21 protein-coding genes and 1 riboswitch are annotated in these 19145 nt (G+C 46.3%); of the genes, 20 read left to right on the forward strand and 1 reads right to left on the reverse strand.

Annotation, left to right across the window (positions count from 1 at the left end; translation table 11 throughout):
• The 11 genes from NKT06_RS00085 (at position 1) to rsmI (ending at position 9533) form a co-directional block, all read left to right on the forward strand.
• Complete coding sequence (locus NKT06_RS00085) at positions 1–1827, forward strand: aminotransferase class I/II-fold pyridoxal phosphate-dependent enzyme (protein ID WP_253428858.1); 1827 nt, start codon at positions 1–3, stop codon at positions 1825–1827.
• A gap of 516 nt (positions 1828–2343) precedes the next feature.
• On the forward strand, positions 2344–2772 hold the full coding sequence (locus NKT06_RS00090) for a CidA/LrgA family protein (RefSeq protein WP_253428860.1): 429 nt from the start codon (positions 2344–2346) through the stop codon (positions 2770–2772).
• Positions 2742–3434 (forward strand): LrgB family protein, encoded by a 693-nt coding sequence (locus NKT06_RS00095; protein ID WP_253428862.1) that lies wholly within the window; start codon positions 2742–2744, stop codon positions 3432–3434. The genes NKT06_RS00090 and NKT06_RS00095 overlap by 31 nt, the downstream gene beginning before the upstream one ends.
• A gap of 217 nt (positions 3435–3651) precedes the next feature.
• The gene (gene tmk, locus NKT06_RS00100) at positions 3652–4299 is read left to right on the forward strand and encodes a dTMP kinase (protein ID WP_253428864.1); all 648 of its coding nucleotides are present in this window, start codon (positions 3652–3654) and stop codon (positions 4297–4299) included.
• 61 nt (positions 4300–4360) lie between these two features.
• Positions 4361–4690 (forward strand): cyclic-di-AMP receptor, encoded by a 330-nt coding sequence (locus tag NKT06_RS00105; RefSeq protein ID WP_017691391.1) that lies wholly within the window; start codon positions 4361–4363, stop codon positions 4688–4690.
• Between the two features lie 343 nt (positions 4691–5033).
• Entirely contained in the window at positions 5034–5477 is a 444-nt protein-coding gene (locus NKT06_RS00110) for a YaaR family protein (RefSeq protein ID WP_017691389.1), read from the forward strand.
• A gap of 9 nt (positions 5478–5486) precedes the next feature.
• The gene (gene holB / locus NKT06_RS00115; protein ID WP_253428866.1) at positions 5487–6458 is read left to right on the forward strand and encodes a DNA polymerase III subunit delta'; all 972 of its coding nucleotides are present in this window, start codon (positions 5487–5489) and stop codon (positions 6456–6458) included.
• A 117-nt stretch (positions 6459–6575) separates the two neighbouring features.
• Positions 6576–7376, forward strand: coding sequence for a PSP1 domain-containing protein (locus NKT06_RS00120; protein WP_053778939.1), 801 nt, complete (start codon positions 6576–6578; stop codon positions 7374–7376).
• A 28-nt stretch (positions 7377–7404) separates the two neighbouring features.
• Positions 7405–7773 (forward strand): DNA replication initiation control protein YabA, encoded by a 369-nt coding sequence (yabA, locus tag NKT06_RS00125; protein ID WP_253428868.1) that lies wholly within the window; start codon positions 7405–7407, stop codon positions 7771–7773.
• 95 nt (positions 7774–7868) lie between these two features.
• Positions 7869–8648: a tRNA1(Val) (adenine(37)-N6)-methyltransferase gene (locus tag NKT06_RS00130; RefSeq protein WP_253428871.1), complete on the forward strand. Its 780-nt coding sequence runs from the start codon at positions 7869–7871 to the stop codon at positions 8646–8648.
• On the forward strand, positions 8649–9533 hold the full coding sequence (gene rsmI, locus NKT06_RS00135) for a 16S rRNA (cytidine(1402)-2'-O)-methyltransferase (RefSeq protein ID WP_253428872.1): 885 nt from the start codon (positions 8649–8651) through the stop codon (positions 9531–9533).
• A gap of 205 nt (positions 9534–9738) precedes the next feature.
• On the opposite strand, the gene NKT06_RS00140 is transcribed toward rsmI, so the two are convergent.
• Positions 9739–9993: an AbrB/MazE/SpoVT family DNA-binding domain-containing protein gene (locus tag NKT06_RS00140; RefSeq protein ID WP_024633700.1), complete on the reverse strand. Its 255-nt coding sequence runs from the start codon at positions 9991–9993 to the stop codon at positions 9739–9741.
• 317 nt (positions 9994–10310) lie between these two features.
• Here NKT06_RS00140 and NKT06_RS00145 point away from each other — a divergent pair, with 317 nt between their 5' ends.
• From NKT06_RS00145 to ispE, 9 genes are all read left to right on the forward strand, one after another.
• Complete coding sequence (locus NKT06_RS00145) at positions 10311–11588, forward strand: HD domain-containing protein (RefSeq protein WP_253428874.1); 1278 nt, start codon at positions 10311–10313, stop codon at positions 11586–11588.
• A 331-nt stretch (positions 11589–11919) separates the two neighbouring features.
• A complete protein-coding gene (locus tag NKT06_RS00150; protein ID WP_253428876.1) occupies positions 11920–12690 on the forward strand; it encodes a TatD family hydrolase in 771 nt (256 codons plus the stop codon).
• A 241-nt stretch (positions 12691–12931) separates the two neighbouring features.
• A riboswitch (cyclic di-AMP (ydaO/yuaA leader) is annotated at positions 12932–13185 on the forward strand.
• Positions 13186–13456: 271 nt separating this feature from the next.
• Positions 13457–14641 (forward strand): resuscitation-promoting factor, encoded by a 1185-nt coding sequence (locus NKT06_RS00155; RefSeq protein WP_253428878.1) that lies wholly within the window; start codon positions 13457–13459, stop codon positions 14639–14641.
• Positions 14642–14796: 155 nt separating this feature from the next.
• Positions 14797–15342 carry a ribonuclease M5 gene (gene rnmV, locus NKT06_RS00160; protein ID WP_017691379.1) on the forward strand — a complete coding sequence of 182 codons (546 nt, stop codon included), beginning with the start codon at positions 14797–14799 and terminating at the stop codon, positions 15340–15342.
• Between the two features lie 4 nt (positions 15343–15346).
• Positions 15347–16249 carry a 16S rRNA (adenine(1518)-N(6)/adenine(1519)-N(6))-dimethyltransferase RsmA gene (rsmA, locus tag NKT06_RS00165; RefSeq protein ID WP_301289661.1) on the forward strand — a complete coding sequence of 301 codons (903 nt, stop codon included), beginning with the start codon at positions 15347–15349 and terminating at the stop codon, positions 16247–16249.
• Between the two features lie 59 nt (positions 16250–16308).
• A complete protein-coding gene (gene yabG, locus NKT06_RS00170) occupies positions 16309–17205 on the forward strand; it encodes a sporulation peptidase YabG (RefSeq protein WP_253428880.1) in 897 nt (298 codons plus the stop codon).
• A 153-nt stretch (positions 17206–17358) separates the two neighbouring features.
• Positions 17359–17634 carry a biofilm formation stimulator Veg gene (gene veg / locus NKT06_RS00175; RefSeq protein WP_053778931.1) on the forward strand — a complete coding sequence of 92 codons (276 nt, stop codon included), beginning with the start codon at positions 17359–17361 and terminating at the stop codon, positions 17632–17634.
• A 249-nt stretch (positions 17635–17883) separates the two neighbouring features.
• Positions 17884–18060 (forward strand): small, acid-soluble spore protein, alpha/beta type, encoded by a 177-nt coding sequence (locus tag NKT06_RS00180; RefSeq protein ID WP_017691375.1) that lies wholly within the window; start codon positions 17884–17886, stop codon positions 18058–18060.
• A gap of 149 nt (positions 18061–18209) precedes the next feature.
• Positions 18210–19064 (forward strand): 4-(cytidine 5'-diphospho)-2-C-methyl-D-erythritol kinase, encoded by an 855-nt coding sequence (ispE, locus tag NKT06_RS00185; protein ID WP_026081373.1) that lies wholly within the window; start codon positions 18210–18212, stop codon positions 19062–19064.
• The last annotated feature ends 81 nt before the right edge of the window (positions 19065–19145 follow it).

Genomic DNA, 19145 nt, shown 5'->3' on the forward strand with positions numbered 1-19145 from the left:
ATGGATCATAAAACTAAATCAAGTAGAGCCCCTTTATATGAAGCGTTGCTTGCGTATCGTGAATCAAAGCAGCGTTCTTTTCATGTGCCTGGGCATAAGAATGGACAAGCTTACCGACATTTGCTGAAACAAGCAGAAGCAGGACAATCCCCCGTTAAGGATATTGTTAATGAGGAACACCAGCACAACGGAGATATTCAGAGCGAAGCGGGAAGAAATGTAAACAGAAGGATAGAGCGATTTAGTTCAGTGGAGAAACATGGTGATGCTATAGGGAGTGGGGAACGACTCAGCGATGAAGCGACTCATTCGGAAATAGGATTGGCACCGGATCGTTCATTCCTGGAGATGATGGAGATGGATGTTACAGAGATTACGGGCACGGACGATTTGCATCATCCGGAAGGTGTGATCCAAGAAGCACAGGAGCTTGCGGCAGATTGTTTTGGGGCAGAGGAGAGTTTCTTCCTTGTGGGGGGAAGTACGGCTGGTAATCTATCCTTACTTCTTACCGTGTGTGATGAGCCGAATAGTATTGTGCTGGTGCAGCGGAATGTACATAAATCCGTTATTCACGGGTTAATGCTGGCCGGCGCAAGAGCTGTTTTTCTGGAGCCGTGGGTCGATCCTGCGTCTGGACTTGCGGTCATGCCGTCGGTAGAGACGGTTCAGGCTGCTGTCCAGTCCTATCCTGAGGCAAAGGGAGTACTTGTCACTTTGCCCAATTACTATGGCATGGGCGCTGATCTGACGCCCATCGCCGAGGTATGCCACGCAGCTGGCATGCCATTGCTCGTGGATGAAGCGCATGGCGCGCATTATGGGCAGCATCCGGAGCTGCCTGTCTCTGCACTGTCTTGCGGAGCAGACGGTGTTGTGCAGTCGACGCATAAGATGCTGACGGCCTTCACCATGGGTGCGATGCTGCACATTCAGGGACCGCGGTTAAACCGGTCCCTGTTAAGGCAACGCCTGGCCATGGTGCAAAGCTCAAGCCCATCATACCCGGTGATGGCTTCGCTTGATCTTGCGCGCCGGCTGCTGCACGTGCAGGGCGCGGACACGTTCACGGCGGGGCTTGCCGCCGTGAACGCCTTTAAGCGCGGCCTCGCGGAGCTGCAGCGCTTCCAGTTGCTGCAGCCTGCACAGCCGCTGCAGCCAGAGCCGCCAGCCGGAACAGCGAAGCCGGCTGGTATGTCCGTGTCCGCTGCGCAGCAGACACGGGAGGGCCTGACCGCGGCGGCGATGCCTTCTGCCGCGGGGTATACCGCTCAGGACCCATTCAAGGCCGTCATCTATGACGGCGCAGGGGTGCTGAGCGGTTATGGGCTACAGCAGCAGCTGGAAGCATGCGGCTGTGTGCCCGAGATGAGCGACGAACGATACGTCGTCTTGCTCTTCAGCCTGGGCTCAACGGTGCAAGATGCTCAGCACCTGTTGCAGGCTTTACACCATATCAGCTCTGCCGATGGGCATGAGCAGGTCCAATCTAATGCAGAGACATCACATCAGCTCGCGAAAGATTCTGCGCATTATATTTCCACGTGGAACAATTTACAAGGAAACACTGGCTACTCCGAACCGATCTCCTTCACCCTGCAACCAATTGTGGAGACGGATACGATCAATGTTCCGATAGAAGACAGTGCGGGCTGTCGATCAGCCGAGATGGTTATTCCTTACCCTCCAGGGATTCCGCTTGTCTATCCGGGTGAACGCCTAAGTCCATCGATGGTGGAACGTATACTACTCCTGCGTGATGAGGGAGCGAAGTTTCACGGAGTATCAGATGCATCGCTACAGGTATTAAAGGTCATGAAGGATTGAAAGGAACATATGAAATCTTTGAATGCACTCACCAATAGGAGACTATATGACCAATACCGATACCGGACCCTACACATGTGCGGGTCTCTTGGTCATTAATCTAATTGTTATCTTCAAACTCAGGCATGCAATACGTTGAAGGATGTCAGGGTCCAACATCTTGAAGTCAAGGATTGCTAATCCTGGCGAATGTCCAGACGATTTTCTAAGGAACCGAGGACGTCTTATTTAGCCTTCGGGTCCTCCTTTTCCTTTGAAAGGAACCTGAGACATGTTATTAACCAAATTCACCTAACAAACACGCTGTAAACGGCTGATTATTCCAATATAGCGTGTTTCGGATTCCTTAGATTGCTGCGGACGCTTCAAATCGCTGAATAAGACTTCATAGGGTCGTTAGCGCTCCCGCTCCGTGCTCTGCTCCAGACACGTTCAGTTACGTTCCGGCTTTCGGCAGGTATGGAGACACGCTTTAGTTCAGCTTATACAGATAGACATAAGAAAGAAGGGAACACTTTGGGTATTCCGCTAAAAAAATATACAGGAATAGTCCTGCAAGTTTTGTTAATGTACGGTTTTTACTGGATTGGCAACCTCATTCAAAATCTATTACATCTGCCGTTAACAGGAAGTATTGTGGGTATGCTGGTTTTGTTCATTGCCATTCAACTGGGATGGGTCAAAATGAGCTGGGGAGAAGAAGGGTCAACGTGGCTTCAATCCCATTTGCAATTATTGTTCATTCCACCTACTGTGGGCATTATTAATCATTTTGATTTTTTTAGAGCTAACACATTATTATTAGTTCTTGGTTTGATCGTTAGCACATTAATCACATGTCTGATATCTGCCAAATTAAGTGAGTGGCTCATGACATGGAGATCGTCTCATTCAGGTAAAAAGGAGGCGATCACTTGTCAGCATTCATCCTCGGAATTGGAATGATCGCGCTAACTATCGCTGTATATATTCCCGCCACTCGTCTATATAAAAGGCTGAAATGGCCGATACTTATGCCTGTACTCACAACGACTGCCATCCTGATCCTGATCTTGGTGATTTCCGGTATCAAGCTGGAAACGTATATGCTAGGTGGCAAATGGATACAGGAACTCTTGGGCCCAGCAGTTGTATCTCTCGCGTTTCCCTTGTCCAGACATCTGCATGTGCTGAAGCAAAATATCATTCCAATTGTAGGCGGAACGATCGGAGGCAGTATTACAGGTGTGTCCACAGGTGCTTTAATCGCCATTCTTCTGGGGTATCCTCAAGAGATGGTCATTGCTTTATTGCCAAAATCCGTGACGACTCCTGTTGCTATTCAACTTGCTAATCAGGTTGGAGGGAATGCCTCATTCACATCGCTGTTTGTGATGATCGCAGGTTTCTCAGGGATATTACTAGGGCCGATGCTTCTGAAATGGGCCAAAGTCCGCAGTAAACATGCCTACGGCATTGGATTGGGTTCAGCATCTCATGCCCTCGGCATGGCAAGGTCTTTTGAATATGGAGAGAATGCAGTAGCCCTCAGTTCGGTATCCATGATTGTCAGTGCCATTGCCGGATCAATTATGCTTCCATTATGGGTATGGATCATCTACGGTTGAACGCTTTACTTTGTTGTTCATGTTGGAGTAACTGCTGACCTATAGTATTATAGAAAGAAACAAGCTTGTATGATCTTGGTGTTATTATTACGTACCGATATAGCTGTAGCTATACACCTCTGGGCGGGGTATATCATATCCTGTAGCAAGAGGGTCTAAGCATTTTCAATTACAGCAGCAATAGATGCAATTATCGACATAGAAAGCAGGGAAGCATATGCAGGGCAGAGGTAAATTCATCACGCTGGAAGGGGGAGAGGGTTCCGGTAAAACAACGATGATTGGTAGAATAGGTTCTTATTTTGAAGAACGGGGTATACCTTACGTAGTTACGCGAGAGCCTGGCGGAATTGAGATTGCGGAGAAAATACGTTCAATTATCCTGGACCCTCTTCATACGGCAATGGATGCTCGAACCGAAGCGCTATTGTATGCAGCTGCACGCAGCCAGCATCTGGCGGAGAAGGTAGAGCCTGCGCTGAAAGCTGGAAAAGCAGTCATCTGTGACCGATTTGTCGATAGCAGTCTGGTCTATCAAGGATATGCCCGTGGACTCGGGATAGAGAATGTATGGGCTATTAATCGCTTTGCAATCGGTGATCTTATGCCGGATGTGACCTTATATCTGGACATCGAGCCTGAATTGGGGCTTGCACGGATCGACGCTCATGACGGCCGCGAAGTGAACCGTCTGGATCTGGAGAATCTGGAGTTTCACCGTAAAGTGCGAGAGGGTTACTTCCTATTAAAAGAGCAGTTCCCGGAACGAATCAGAGTTATCGATGCTTCCATGAAACAGGAGGATGTCTTGGCAGCGATGATTTTGTCGCTGGAGACAGGGATTTTGAAGGATTTTGACGAGTAATTGTCTAATATATAGACAGGGCATTTAATAAAGGTGCTTATTCTGAAGGAGGTTATGCAGGATGAAACTGATTGTTGCGATTATACAGGATAAAGACAGCAACCGATTATCCAGCGCATTGGTCAAAGCAAACTTTCGGGCAACGAAGTTGGCCAGTACGGGTGGATTTTTGAAGGCAGGCAACACGACGTTTATGATCGGTGTCGATGATGGTCAAGTCGAGTCCGTAATGAACGTCATTCGCAGCAGCTGTAAGGTTCGTGAACAGCTCGTGACTCCGGTCACACCGATGAGTGGAACAACCGACTCTTACCTGCCGCTACCTGTTGAAGTTCAAGTAGGTGGAGCTACTGTATTTGTTCTCCCGGTAGATCGCTTCGAACATTTCTAATTTACACGTTGCATGGAACCCATGGGGGTCTTTCATGATCAATAGCATGTTGGAAACGATGGATGCAAGCAGATTTAAATGAAGTTCGTGCGTGCCACTTATGGAACTGCCTTTCACGAATCAGAAGAATTGGCACACTCTTTCCGGATGAGCATTTCCTAGCTGGGGAATGCTCATCCGGAAAGAGGTTGACTACAAACAACAAGTCCTTGATGGTGATGTGTATCTACCATTATATATAGAGTGTGATCAGCATATATAAAAGCCTCATCCTCACGCACAGGCGCAGCGCGCACTGTGCTGATGGGCGATTAGCTAACTTTGATAGAAAGCGGGCGTATCCATGAAAATCAATCCTGGATTCAGACCGATTCAGAGCGGGATCAGTTCTACTGATTCAGGTTCCAAACCGGTTCAATCCAAAAATTTCTCTGATATGATGAACCACCAGGGGGAACGGGCCTCACAAGCTGAACTGAATCGCCGGTTTAGTGAAATCCAGCTTCAGGGCGATCGCCTGGCACGTTCCATGACGATTCGTGAACTGAAGGCGTATAAGCAACTTGTTAAAAGGTTCCTGGAAGAGACCGTTCGTCGCGGTGTATCCATGAAAGAGACAAGGGGTTGGGATCGTCGTGGCAGAGGCAAGCGTTATAAGCTGATTGATGAAATTGACTCCGCTCTGTTATCCATGGCTGATGAATTGCTGGATACAGAAGAAGGAAAAATCTCTCTATTACAACAAGTAGGCGAAATTCGGGGGATGCTTATTAATTTAAGCTTCTGAGGAGGAAGTATGTCCTTTCAACAGATAATGGGTCAACAAGCGGCCAAGCAAATGTTACAAAGCAGTTTGAGACGTCAGGCAATAAGCCACGCTTATTTGTTTAGCGGTCCAGCTGGTAGCGGGCAACGGAAGACGGCAATTACCTTTGCCAAGGCAATATTCTGTACAGAGCTTGAAGATGACGCGTGCGGGCAGTGTCTTGAATGCCGTAAGGTGGATCATGGTAACCATCCAGATCTAACCATGCTTGCACCAGATGGAAACAACATTAAAATAGATCAAATCCGGGATCTGCAGCGTATCTTTTCATACCGATCAGAGGCAGGTCATCCCAAAGTATATATTATAGAACAAGCCGAGAAAATGACGGTGCAGGCAGCAAACAGTTTGTTGAAATTTCTGGAGGAACCGCAGGTACCGGCAGTTGGCATCCTGATTACAGATAATGGACAGGCCATGTTGCCTACGATTCGTTCACGCTCCCAATTGGTACCGTTCAGCGCACTGAATCCGGAAGAGATGCTACAATCACTAATTGAGGAAGGGCACCCTGCCAATCTGGCTCGCTCTGCCGTCCATTTAGCGTCAGGATTGGAAGCATGTAGAGAAATTCTCCAGCAGAATTGGTTTGCAGAAATTAGAAACGTAATGTTACAATTAGGGAAGGAGTCCCTGGGTAGAGGAAGTACATCATTGATCTCTGCACAGCAGAAGCTTTTTAAAACCGGACTCTCTGAACACCTGGACATGTTACTCAGTTTGTTCCATCTATGGTTTAGGGACATGCTGTATGTTCAGTACGATAGGCATGAACATATCGTTTTTATAGATCAGTTAGACATGCTATCTCAGTTGGCACATACCCGCAGCACAGAGCAGTGGGTCTCCTATATGGATATGGCCGCAGCATGCAGAAAAAAATTGCGTTTTAACGTCAATGGCCAGCTTTGTCTGGAGCAATTTTTGATCGGTTTGGCATAAGACTGGGAGAGGGATAAGTTAGTTCCAATCATATGCAAACGGTTATAACTTCGGCCGGTTCCCTAAGAAGACGGGGCTTCAGACGAAGTGGGGTTGGCTTACAAGGGGGTTAATTTTTTGTACAGTGTAGTGGGTGTCCGTTTCAAAAAAGCGGGCAAAATTTATTACTTCGATCCCCTGGACCTTCCCATTGAGAAAGAAAACTGCGTTATCGTGGAGACAGCGCGGGGGGTAGAGTACGGTAAGGTTGTCGTTGGTAAGAAGGAAGTGGGCGAGTCCGATGTGGTGTTGCCGCTGAAGAAAGTCATCCGAGTTGCGGGCGAGACCGATGCCCGTGTGGTTGATGAGAACAAGCGTGCAGCGAAGGAAGCATTCGGTACTTGTTTAAATAAAATCAAAGACCATGGCCTCAAAATGAAGCTGGTCGATGTGGAATTTACGTTTGATCGCAATAAAATTATATTTTATTTTACAGCTGAAGGAAGAGTCGATTTCCGGGAGCTGGTCAAGGATCTGGCAAGCATATTCCGGACACGAATCGAGCTGAGACAGATTGGTGTACGTGATGAAGCGAAGATGCTTGGCGGTATCGGACCTTGCGGCCGTGTGTTGTGTTGTTCTTCCTGGCTGGGAGACTTTGAGCCGGTATCAATCAAGATGGCTAAAGATCAGAGCCTGTCACTGAATCCGACGAAAATTTCAGGGTTGTGCGGAAGACTCATGTGCTGTCTGAAATTTGAGCATGATAACTATGAAAGTGTGAGAGAAGAACTGCCAGCTGTAGGCAAATTGGTCGTCACCTCATTGGGTGAAGGAAAAGTTGTCGGAATTAATGCCGGTAGCCGCACAGTCCATGTTCAACTGTTCGACATCAGTAAAGTCAAAGAACTTCCGCTGGATGACGTCGTTATCAAGTAAACCATAAAGGTTGCTTCGGGGTGGAAACTTGGAAAAGAAAAATCTGTTTACGCACATTCATGAAATGGAAACCCAACTGGGTCAGTTGCACGGTGATTTAGGAGAGTTAAAAATGATTGTGAAGGAGCTGCTTGAGGATAATCAGCGGCTTACCATCGAGAATGAGCAGTTACGCAAACTGCTCAAACGTGAGGCTCCGGCAGATCTGCCACTCTCCTCAGCACTCGCTCCCGTAGCAAGACCAGCAGGTCCGGCTACAGGTGAAGACGTTGTGGGTGAAGGGTATGATAACCTGGCTCGGTTGTATCACGAAGGCTTCCATATCTGCAACGTCTATTATGGACATCTGCGGACGGAAGGCGATTGTCTGTTCTGCCTGTCTTTTTTGAATAAATGAAGTGACCGTAGGGATCCCCTACGGTTTTTTTTCAAGGTTACAAACCTTAACTTAACAATCATGAGATATAGAGTACCGGAGGATGAGCGTACCATATGAAAGCAAATGAAGTCGTGTTACATGAGTCAGAGCGGATTGATGATCTGCTTTCTCATGATTTAAGAATCATTCAAAGTGATGAAGTGTTCAGTTTTTCGATGGATGCGGTATTATTAGCCCGATTTGCTTCCGTACCTAAACGCGGTCGTGTACTTGATTTGTGTACAGGTAACGGAGTGGTTCCCATTTTGCTTACAACGCGTACGCTGGCTAGTCTGGAGGGAATTGAAATTCAGCCTCGTTTGGCGGATATGGCTCGTCGCAGCGTACAATTAAATGCACTGGATGAATCGATTATGATTCGTGAAGGTGATTTGCGAGAACTGGTGAAAGAAACGGGACATGCTGTATACGATGCAATAACGGTCAACCCGCCTTATATGCCCCTGAATGGCAGTGACCTCAAAATGAACACACATCAGGCAATGGCACGTCATGAGATCGGGTGTACACTGGAAGAAGTGATTCAGGCTTGCAGTCGACTTGTACGTAATGGCGGTAAAGTATCGATGGTTCATCGTCCACAGCGACTTGCAGAGATTATCTCGCTCATGCGTGAGTATAAGCTGGAGCCCAAACGAATTCGGATGGTACATCCCCGTGCTCATCTGGAAGCCAACATGGTATTAATTGAAGGCATGAAAGATGGTAAACCTGAAGTAAGGATGCTTCCTCCACTCATTGTTTACAATGAAGAGGGGAAATACTGCGAAGAGATTATGGATATTTACTATGGCCAGCAACATGCTGAGCGTACTACGAAAGGAGGACTATAGATGACTTTGCATATTCAGAAAAGCTATGCGGAGCAGCTTGAAGGATCAGGCAAGCTATATCTGGTTGGAACACCCATTGGTAATCTGGAGGATATGACCTTCCGAGCCATCAAGACATTGCAGAGTTGTGACATCATTGCAGCAGAAGACACACGACAGACCCGGAAGCTGCTCACTCATTTTGAAATTACACCTTCGATGCTGTTTAGTTATCATGAGCATAACAAGGGGGCAAGTGGACCTGAACTGATACGCTATATAATAGAAGGAAAAAATTTGGCACTCGTCAGTGATGCCGGTCTGCCAGCTATTTCGGACCCGGGTTCCGACCTTGTACAGCTTGCACTGGAAGCCGGAATAACAGTCATTCCCATACCTGGACCCAATGCTGCATTGTCTGCTCTGATCGTGTCCGGATTACCGACGGAGCGTTTTACATTCGGCGGTTTTTTGCCGCGGGAGAAAAAGGACATGCGAAAAGTGCTGGAGGCTTTTGACGAATCCAACGGGACTTTGTTATTTTATGAATCACCTCACCGTATTCGAAAAACATTAGTCCACCTCGAAGAAATTCTGGGTGATCGCTCGATTGTGCTGGCTCGTGAACTAACCAAGCGTCATGAGGAATTCGCAAGGGGCACTGTGAAGGAATGTATAGACTGGCTTGAAGAGCATCCACCTCTTGGCGAGTACTGTTTGCTAGTCGAAGGTATTAAGGAAGAGGAGCGTAAGGCTGAGCGCGAAGCATGGTGGCAGCTGATGTCACTCGCGGATCATGTCAGCCATTATGAGGGTGAAGGATATAACCGCAAAGATGCGATGAAAAAAACGGCAACGGATCGTGGTCTGACGAAGCGGGATGTATATAATGCGTTAATCGAGTAGCTAATCTAACCAAATATCTTCTGTTATGGGGAACAAAACCTGAAAGGAACCTTATACTCAACGTTAATGTAGTTTTTGGGTAATGGAACCCATAACAGGGCAAAAAAATACCTTCCGCGGTGGGGTTCACACCGGGAAGGCCATTAAGGAATATTAAAAAGGTTAGAAATAACAATTTAGATAAGTCCAGTATACCTGGTTTTTCTTATTTTGTCACAGGTGCAGGGATCTCGGAAATACATTCGTTACAAACAATTTTACCTTTGAAGTAAGTAACGTTCTCTGCATTACCACAGAAGATACAAGCAGGCTCATATTTTTTCAACATGATGCGCTCGCCGTCAACATAGATTTCCAGAGCATCTTTTTCACCAATACCGAGCGTACGGCGCAATTCGATTGGAATAACTACCCGTCCCAGTTCGTCCACTTTTCTTACAATACCTGTTGATTTCATCATTATAATCAGTGCTCCTCTCAGCTAACTATCATTGTCATTATTCGACATTATTTTATGTTTTATGATACTCATCATACCAACGATTCCCAAAACAGTCAACCTTAAAATTAGCTTAAAATTAAGGCTGTTTTTCACAAGGTTACTGGTGGTAAGGGATTGGCAGCCGTTTTTCGCATTTAGACAACAATGTTAAGTTTGTCGATTTGGAAAACGACAAAACTACGTTATTCGACAAAGTTCGTCATGTCGTGTCGAATCTTAGATGAACCGTAAAGCTTAAAGCGTTAATATAAAAGAAATTAAAGGAGTGAGTCGACATGGAACAACGTTTAACGGAAGAGAAAGTATTCAAAGATCCGGTACATAATTATATCCACGTGCAAGATCCGGTTATATGGCAATTAATTAACACACCGGAATTTCAGCGTTTACGCCGGATTCGTCAACTGGGTACTTCTTACCTTACCTTTCACGGAGCAGAGCATAGTCGGTTCTCACATTCACTAGGTGTTTATGAGATTACACGCAAGATTATCTCTCAATTTGAAAGAAGTCATTATTCGGATTGGCCGAAGGAAGAAAAGATTGTAGCTCTGTGTGCAGCTCTACTTCATGATCTCGGGCATGGGCCATTCTCTCACTCCATCGAGGAAGCTTTTGACATGAATCACGAAGATTGGACTTGTCGCATCATTACAGGTGATACCGAAGTAGGGGCGATCTTAAGACGGTATGCTCCTGATTTTCCTGAGAAGGTCGCATCTGTCATTCAAAAGACGTACGAAAAGCCGATTGTGGTGAACTTGGTGACCAGCCCGCTTGATGCAGACCGAATGGACTATTTGCTCAGGGATGCTTATTTTACAGGTGTAAATTACGGCACGATTGACCTTGATCGCATCCTTCGGATGCTGCGTCCCTATCATGGACGGATTGTAGTCAAGGAGTCAGGTATGCATGCTGTGGAGGATTACTTAATGTCTCGGTACCAGATGTATTGGCAGATTTACTTCCATCCGGTAACCCGTAGTTCTGAAATTCTATTACGGCAAATATTCAAGCGAGCAAAAACACTCATACAGCATGGTTTTCAATTTCGCTTCATGATAGATCCACTCCCTCAATTATTTGGAGGAGAATTATCCGTAGATGAATATTTGCAGTTGGATGAAGCCTTAATTCAGACGGCATTTACGCAGTGGCGCAAGGAGGACGATACTGTTCTGAGTGAGTTATGCGAACGTTTTATGGATCGCAAGTTATATAAGTATGTAGAGCTCGAACAGGTCGACTTGACAATGATGGAAGAGATTCGGGAAGCTTTTGTACAGGCAGGCCTCGATCCCGAATATGATCTTGAAATTGATTTTCCTTCGGATAATCCGTATGATGTTTTTCGTCCAGATGAATCCACGGATAAGCAGATTCTTCTTCTCGATCGACAGGACAATTTACGTGAGTTGTCAGAAGTCTCTGACATTGTCCGTTCCATCAGCGGGCTTCACCGAGGGAAACATCATTTGTATTACCCGCAAAACAAGGTGGATGCGATTATTCACGAATTACCGTCACATATACGCCCCTATTTCTTGTAATCGTGTGGGTATAATCCAATGAAGAATTTCGATATCAAAAGACTTTCTAAAAGAGATATTTTTCATGATACAGTAATCTGCTTTAATGGGGAGTATATGTAGATCGACATAATTTTGTAAATGTAAGTAGGTAAAAATAGCACATTCAGCAATATGTAGATCAGATTATCCGTATATCTTCTATATATAGTAGTTGTGAAGAAACAAACGTAATGATGTAACACAAAGATGACTCAAAATGTTTTATGTATGAGTCAATGAAATATTGAGATTCACAAATTGGATTATTAAAAGAAGAAAGTCGTTATTCGACATGAAGGGAGAAATAAACATGATGCTGTTCGACACACACACACATCTGGATGCACCACAATTCGACGAGGACCGCGAGGACATGATTCAGCGTGCTCTGGATGCAGGAGTTGGTCGCATGATCAACATTGGCTTTAACCGGGAGACGATTCCAACCACAATGAAACTCGCTGAAACGTATGACTTTATATATGCAGCTGTAGGGTGGCATCCCGTAGATGCGATCACGATGCAGGATGGTGATCTGGAGTGGATTGCATCTTTATGCAAGCATGAAAAAGTGGTAGCCATCGGTGAGATTGGATTGGATTATCATTGGGACACTTCTCCGAAGGAAGTACAACATCGCGTATTACGACAACAAATTGCTTTGGCGCGTGAAGTGAATATGCCGATTGTCATCCATAATCGGGATGCACATGAGGATATCATACGAATTTTGCGTGAAGAGAAAGCGGGTGAAGTTGGTGGTGTGATGCACTCGTTCTCGGGAAGCTGGGAAACAGCGAAAAATTGTCTCGATATGGGTTTCCATCTCTCCTTTGGAGGACCGATCACATTCAAAAATGCAAAGCAACCCAAAGAGGTACTTGAGAAGGTTCCTATGGACCGATTTTTCATCGAAACCGATGCTCCATATTTGACACCTCACCCTTATCGTGGGAAACGAAATGAGACAGCGCATGTACGTCTGGTTGCAGAGGCAGCTGCGGAAATTAAAGGCATTTCGGTGGAGGAAATTGCTGCAATAACAACCAAAAATGCCATGGAACGATTTGGAATTCGTTAAAAAAACGAGCAAATGAGGTGAAAAAGGCAGGTAAGCGGAGTTAATTTGCCCTTTGATCCAAATAAATCAAGAATATTACAATATTTTAACCAAATATTCAGAAAAACGTACTTGATCAACGCTTTACAACATGCATCAAAACAGGATATCATCTTTTCAGTGAATTGTTGTGCGGAAAATTGGACAGATGTTCGGGGGATGAACAAAGGGACACTTTCCGATGAAACAACATTACTTTCATGAATCAGTCTCGCTGAGTCTCCGTTAACGGAGAGCGGGGGAACCAATAGGGCTTAAACATCGGTGTATTTGGCCGATGCGCAACGTTCGCTGACCCAAAAGCAGCGAAGGGAACTGCGAAGCCGTATTTGATTTCTTCTTTGGGTCTCGGGGTGAATTCAAGGGCGTCCGCCATGAGCGGGTGACCCAAGATAGGGCGGCTCTCTTTCGCCCGAACCCGACAGCTAACCTCGCAAGCGGAAAAAGAGAGGCAACCTCGTGCATGAATTTCCGATATTCAAAATCATTCGGAAGCCACGAAAGAGTTCCTCTTACACTCTTTCTTTGGCTTTTTTGTTTTTGAATAAAAGAAATGTTGTCATCATACGGTAGGTATTCAGGAGGATGACATCATGTTGCGAAGATTGATTCATGGTGCAGAACCGATCAGTTGGTCCGATCTGTGTTCTGTAGAAAATTTGGTATAGTCACGTCAAAGACATCATGCGTTACTTTAGACGGCGAGGCTATGAAGGAGGACGGAGAAGTGGGCACATTCCAACCAGAAGAGACCCATGAGTCACGATCATCCAGTAAGTCTTTCGCGTTGCGGTGGAAGCATGAGAACATGCGTCAAATGGCATTGATCGCGATTTTCTCAATTGCGCTTACAATCATGATCTTGTTAGTCGTTTACGGTCAGGCCGGGAAACAAATTTCACTGGTTATTGATGGCAAAGCTCAGGTGGTAGAGACTCGTACAGGAATGCTTCAGGAAATGCTGGAGGAGCAGTCGATCACAGTCAGCCCTCACGATAAGGTATCCATGTCCATGAACGGGGCGATTACAGATGGAGACCGAATTGTTATTGAGCGGGCCGTTCCAGTTAACATTACGGCAGACGGAGACACCAAGACTCTGTATACAACGGATTCATCGGTAGAAGATGCAATTCAAAAATCAGGTATTCAAGTTGAAAGTAATGATAAAGTGTATCCGGCGCTTGGAACTTCGATCAAAGCAGATATGAAGATTCGTGTAGTGCGCGTAACAAAGCGTACAGTGGATGTAGAACATCCGATTGCTTACAAAGTAATTAAAACGGCTGACCCTAGCTTGTACAAAGGGGATAACCGTGTCGTTGTGAACGGCAAAGAAGGCAAACTTGTACAGCACATCGAAAAGGTATTTCAGGATGGAGAATTGGTCTCCAAAAAAATGGTCGGCAAATCTGTCGCGAATAATCGTGTAGATAAAGTAATTGCTGTCGGAACCAAAGCAAAACCGGTCGTGAAAAAACCAGAGATTCAAACCGTATCGGCTCAGACTTCAACAACCAAGAAGGCTACAACAACGAACTCGAAGAAAACATCTGCCTCGGGCAGCAAAGTGATTACCGTATCCGGGACTTCTTTTAAATACTCCAAAGTACTTAAAAACGTATCCATGACGGCCTACTCTTCCGAAGAGCCTGGCATTGGAACTAAAACTGCTTCTGGTACTCGTGTAACGGAAGGACGCACCATTGCGGTTGATCCCAAAGTCATTCCAATTGGCTGGTGGGTATATATCGAAGGTCTGGGATTCCGTCGTGCGGAAGATACAGGCGGTGCCATTAAAGGCAACAAGATTGACGTATATTATGACAGTGTGAAGCATGCCCTGAATTTTGGACGCAAGAAAGGCAAGACGGTCTACGTGATCGGTCCGGTGAAGCCGGAAGCGAACTAAAATCGTTTTACTTTGAAATGGGAATGCTATAAAATAGTTGCATGAATGATTCATGCGGAATATGCGGCGGAGGGGTCTGAATTCAGTCTCCCCCGCCGTTTGGCAGAGAAGAGGATATTCCTCTTCTTTTTGCGTTAGAAAGGAAGAAATGGAACATGATAAAAGAAGTCATTGTGGTGGAAGGCCGTGATGATACGGTAGCCATCCGTCGGGCCGTGGAAGCCGATACAATAGAAACAGGCGGATCAGCCATCAACCAACGCATTCTGAAGCGGATTGCGCTTGCTCAGGAGAGACGGGGAGTCATTGTACTGACAGATCCAGATCATGCCGGCGAACGTATTCGTAAAATTATTGCGAATAAGGTGCCTGGTTGCAAGCATGCTTTCATTCCGGAAGCCGATGCAACGCGCAAAGGGGACATTGGGGTGGAGAATGCCTCACCGGAGGCGATCCGTCATGCTCTGGCACGTGTACATACTTCATACGAAGGCGCTCCTAGCCTGATCGATTGGGAGGACCTGATCGCGGCAGGACTTATTGTGCATCCGCAGGCTGCTGCACGTCGCATGGAGATGGGCAATCTGCTGGGTATCGGATATTGTAACGGTAAGCAGTTCCACAAACGTCTCAGTGTATTTCAGATTACACGGGAAGAGTTCTCTACAGCATTAGCGCAAATTGAACGTGAAGGATTGTGAGCATATGAAGGATATGGAAGAGACGATAGAAATTGCAACGCCCAAACGAACCAAAGAAATTATTCAAAGACACGGATTCTCATTTAAGAAAAGTCTAGGTCAGAACTTTCTGATCGATCAAAATATACTGAACAAAATTGTTAATGCAGCCGATTTGGACGAGTCCAAGGGCGCTCTAGAGATCGGCCCGGGTATCGGGGCTCTTACGGAACGACTGGCCCGGGTAGCCGGTCCTGTCACAGCTGTAGAGATTGATCAGCGCTTGATTCCCATCCTGGGAGAAGTGATGCAGCCTTATTCCAATGTACGAGTGCATCATGGCGATGTGCTGAAGCTTGATCTGGCTGAACTGTTCCATACTGATTTTGCATCGGTGGACAAAGTCAGTGTTGTGGCTAACCTGCCTTATTATGTAACGACTCCAATTATGATGAAACTGTTGGAAGAGAAGCTGCCAGTGGACAGCATTGTTGTCATGATCCAAAAAGAAGTGGCTGAACGTATGGCTGCTGCACCGGGATCGAAAGACTACGGCAGTCTGAGCATCGCAGTTCAGTACTACAGTATGCCGGAGCTTGTGTGTATTGTGCCACCTACGGTCTTCATTCCCCAACCTAATGTGGAATCAGCTGTCATTAAGCTGAAAGTGCGTGAGCAACCACCAGTTGAGATTCCGGATGAAGCACACTACTTCGAAGTGGTACAGGCTTCTTTTGCCCAGCGGAGAAAAACAATCTCGAACAACCTGAAGGCACGTTTCTTCACAAAGGAGAACCGGGAACAGGCAGACATTCTGCTGGAGCAGGCAGGTATCCAACCATCCCGACGTGGAGAGACGTTAAGTCTGCAGGAGTATGCTACACTCAGCACCGTAATGTGGGAAGCTGGGGTACGCGCAGCGTTATAAAATTCGAATGAACCAAACCGGGTCTCTGCCCATACGATGGGGTAGAGGTGATTACGTTGATGAATATCGGAGACTTGGTCGTTCGGAAGTCATACGGCGGCGATGTGACTTTTCGGGTGGAAGGCCTCCAGTTGGATGCTGCGGTCATTAAAGGGACTGAGTTCCGGCTGCTTGCCGATTCCCCAGTGGACGATTTGATACAGGTTCCCTATGAACCGCAAAGCGCTAAGACCAGACAGGCGCATGTTAAAGCACATCAGACCTTATCCCGCCTGCAGCAGAATCGTATGGAACAGGCTGAGCGGAATCGCGAAGGTCTGGTACAGGATTGGTCTGCTCAGCAGGAACCGGCTTATTTTGAGATGCCTGGAAAGGTGCTTCATTTGGATGGAGATCCGAACTATTTGAAAAAAAGTATGGATCTCTATGAGCAACTTCGTGTTCCCGCAGAGGGACAATATGTTCATGAATCGGCAATGGCAGATACCTTATACCGTTTATTACCCAAAGTACGTCCAGATATCGTGGTCATTACGGGTCATGATGGGGTGTTAAAGACACGTCAGCCCTATGACTTATATAGTCTTGGTAGCTATAAGAACTCGCAAAATTTTGTGGCGGCCATTCAGGTGGCGAGACAATATGAACGCCATCTGGACGCACTCACTATTGTGGCAGGGGCCTGCCAGTCCCATTTTGAGGCACTGCTGCGCGCTGGAGCGAACTTTGCCAGTTCTCCAGGCAGAATACTTATTCACGCACTTGACCCGGTCTATGTGGCAGCTAAGGCCTCCTTCACATCTGTACGGGATACGGTCAACATGAGTGATGTTCTGCATAACACAATCAGTGGTAGCCAAGGTGTGGGTGGTGTCGAGACACGGGGGAGCTACCGGGTAGGTCTGCCGGGGCTGAATGATTTATCCACGCTAAAAGTGAACCCGTCGGCAGTCTGATGTAGGCCATTTAAAGTCCCGATTTGGGGCTTTTTTTGTTTGCAAAAAAATTCATTGACAACAACTTTTTGATGCTGATATAATAATTAGTTTTGATTTGACAATGACTGTAAAATCCGGTATAATGGACAAGAAAAGAGGTGGTCGTCGACAATGGCTAAAAACACGCTGTTGGATATCAAACGCAATCTCGATGCACATATTGGTCAGAAAATTATGTTGCGGGCTAATGGTGGCCGCCGTAAGACCATTGAGCGTACGGGTGTATTGGAAGAAACGTACCCTTCTGTTTTTATTGTTAAGCTTGATGAGGAGCAAGAAACCTTCAAGCGAGTATCTTATAGTTATGCGGATATACTTACGGAATCGGTGGAAGTCATGGTTTTTGATCCGGGCAGCCAGACGCATAGCTCCTATATGGAGACGTAAGTATCGTTGTACAGGCGATTCGCCCCACGGGTGGATCGCTTTTTTATGTTCTATAAAATCACCAATTTAACTCTTAAGGTAACCATACATACGCAGGAATGAGTAAGGAACGGTCGCGGCATACTATATGGACAGGCGAAGAGACAGTTTCTTATGCAATGGAGGAAACTTCATTTGGCCTGATGACAAGATGTCCAAAACGTGAACGAACTCATCACATTATGAAGGTACTTTGGAGGAGGATGGTTCATGAGTCGCAGAAGAAGAAGTGTCATGTCCGAGGATCTGAAGAATGAGCTTGCGAAAGACCTGGGCTTCTATGATACGGTCCAACAGGAAGGTTGGGGTGGAATCAAAGCCAAGGATGCAGGAAACATGGTGAAAAGAGCCATTCAACTTGCTGAGCAGGCTGCCCGCAAATCTTAATCCGGTTCAAGCAGATTGAAAAGCGGGGAAATCCGTCAGGGACAACCCCGCTTTTTCCCCTTAGATGCGGAATAGAAATGACTTGACAGCCCCATTTTGATATAATATGTTAAGTTGTCTTAGGGAAAAGGTGAGGACGGGTGAACGCCTTGAAAATTTACGAAAAAGCGCCTGCTAAAATTAATTTGATGCTGGACGTTTTACATAAAAGAAGCGATGGATTCCATGAAGTTGAAATGATCATGACCATGGTCGATCTGGCTGATCGGCTGGAAATGTCCGAGTTGCCGCGAGATACCATTTTCATCTCCAGTCAGGCGGGTTATATCCCGCTCGACGAGAAGAATCTGGCTTTCCAAGCAGCCAGACTGATTAAGGAGCGCTATAACGTGCGCACGGGCGTCCACATTCATCTGGATAAAAAGATTCCAGTTGCAGCCGGACTTGCCGGAGGCAGCAGTGATGCAGCAGCAGCTCTGCGTGGATTGAACCGTCTGTGGCGATTGAATATACCGGATCACGAACTGCAGGAGCTTGGAGCTGAACTCGGTTCGGATGTTCCATTCTGTATCACAGGAGGGACTGCACTCGCTACAGGCCGTGGTGAGAAGTTGACTCCTATTCCTAATCCGCCGCAATGTTGGGTAATTCTGGCCAAGCCTCCAATCAATGTGTCTACAGCCGATGTATACGGAAGGTTCCGCAGTGACAAGATTGTTCGTCATCCGAGTGCGGCTAAAATGGAACAGGCTATTCGAAACCAATCATTCACGGAAGTCTGTGACCAGATGGGCAATGTGCTTGAAGATGTAACGTTGAAGCTGTATCCGGAAGTTCAGCATCTGAAGGATGCCATGATTCGGTTGGGCGCAGACGGTGTGTTGATGTCCGGTAGTGGTCCAACGGTATTTGGACTTGTCTCCAAAGAATCCAAGGTTGCCCGGATATACAATGGCCTGCGTGGTTTCTGTAAAGAAGTGTACGCTGTACGCATGTTAACGTAAAATTCGCTTTTATAATGTACAAACACGTATAAAGGTGGTATATTTTTAAATAATTATTCGGATTTAGATGTTTCCGTGATC

The organism is Paenibacillus sp. 1781tsa1 (genome assembly GCF_024159265.1).
In the GTDB taxonomy this organism is placed as follows: domain Bacteria; phylum Bacillota; class Bacilli; order Paenibacillales; family Paenibacillaceae; genus Paenibacillus.

What these genes read in the sequence shown, in the direction of transcription:
- veg (WP_053778931.1), top strand. Translation starts at nt 17,359, where the DNA reads ATGGCTAAAAACACGCTGTTGGATATCAAACGCAATCTCGATGCACAT.
- NKT06_RS00180 (WP_017691375.1), top strand. Translation starts at nt 17,884, where the DNA reads ATGAGTCGCAGAAGAAGAAGTGTCATGTCCGAGGATCTGAAGAATGAG.
- tmk (WP_253428864.1), top strand. Translation starts at nt 3,652, where the DNA reads ATGCAGGGCAGAGGTAAATTCATCACGCTGGAAGGGGGAGAGGGTTCC.
- NKT06_RS00130 (WP_253428871.1), top strand. Translation starts at nt 7,869, where the DNA reads ATGAAAGCAAATGAAGTCGTGTTACATGAGTCAGAGCGGATTGATGAT.
- rsmI (WP_253428872.1), top strand. Translation starts at nt 8,649, where the DNA reads ATGACTTTGCATATTCAGAAAAGCTATGCGGAGCAGCTTGAAGGATCA.
- NKT06_RS00110 (WP_017691389.1), top strand. Translation starts at nt 5,034, where the DNA reads ATGAAAATCAATCCTGGATTCAGACCGATTCAGAGCGGGATCAGTTCT.
- rnmV (WP_017691379.1), top strand. Translation starts at nt 14,797, where the DNA reads ATGATAAAAGAAGTCATTGTGGTGGAAGGCCGTGATGATACGGTAGCC.
- NKT06_RS00105 (WP_017691391.1), top strand. Translation starts at nt 4,361, where the DNA reads ATGAAACTGATTGTTGCGATTATACAGGATAAAGACAGCAACCGATTA.
- rsmA (WP_301289661.1), top strand. Translation starts at nt 15,347, where the DNA reads ATGAAGGATATGGAAGAGACGATAGAAATTGCAACGCCCAAACGAACC.
- NKT06_RS00150 (WP_253428876.1), top strand. Translation starts at nt 11,920, where the DNA reads ATGATGCTGTTCGACACACACACACATCTGGATGCACCACAATTCGAC.
- holB (WP_253428866.1), top strand. Translation starts at nt 5,487, where the DNA reads ATGTCCTTTCAACAGATAATGGGTCAACAAGCGGCCAAGCAAATGTTA.
- yabG (WP_253428880.1), top strand. Translation starts at nt 16,309, where the DNA reads ATGAATATCGGAGACTTGGTCGTTCGGAAGTCATACGGCGGCGATGTG.
- NKT06_RS00085 (WP_253428858.1), top strand. Translation starts at nt 1, where the DNA reads ATGGATCATAAAACTAAATCAAGTAGAGCCCCTTTATATGAAGCGTTG.
- NKT06_RS00140 (WP_024633700.1), bottom strand. Translation starts at nt 9,993, where the DNA reads ATGATGAAATCAACAGGTATTGTAAGAAAAGTGGACGAACTGGGACGG.
- NKT06_RS00145 (WP_253428874.1), top strand. Translation starts at nt 10,311, where the DNA reads ATGGAACAACGTTTAACGGAAGAGAAAGTATTCAAAGATCCGGTACAT.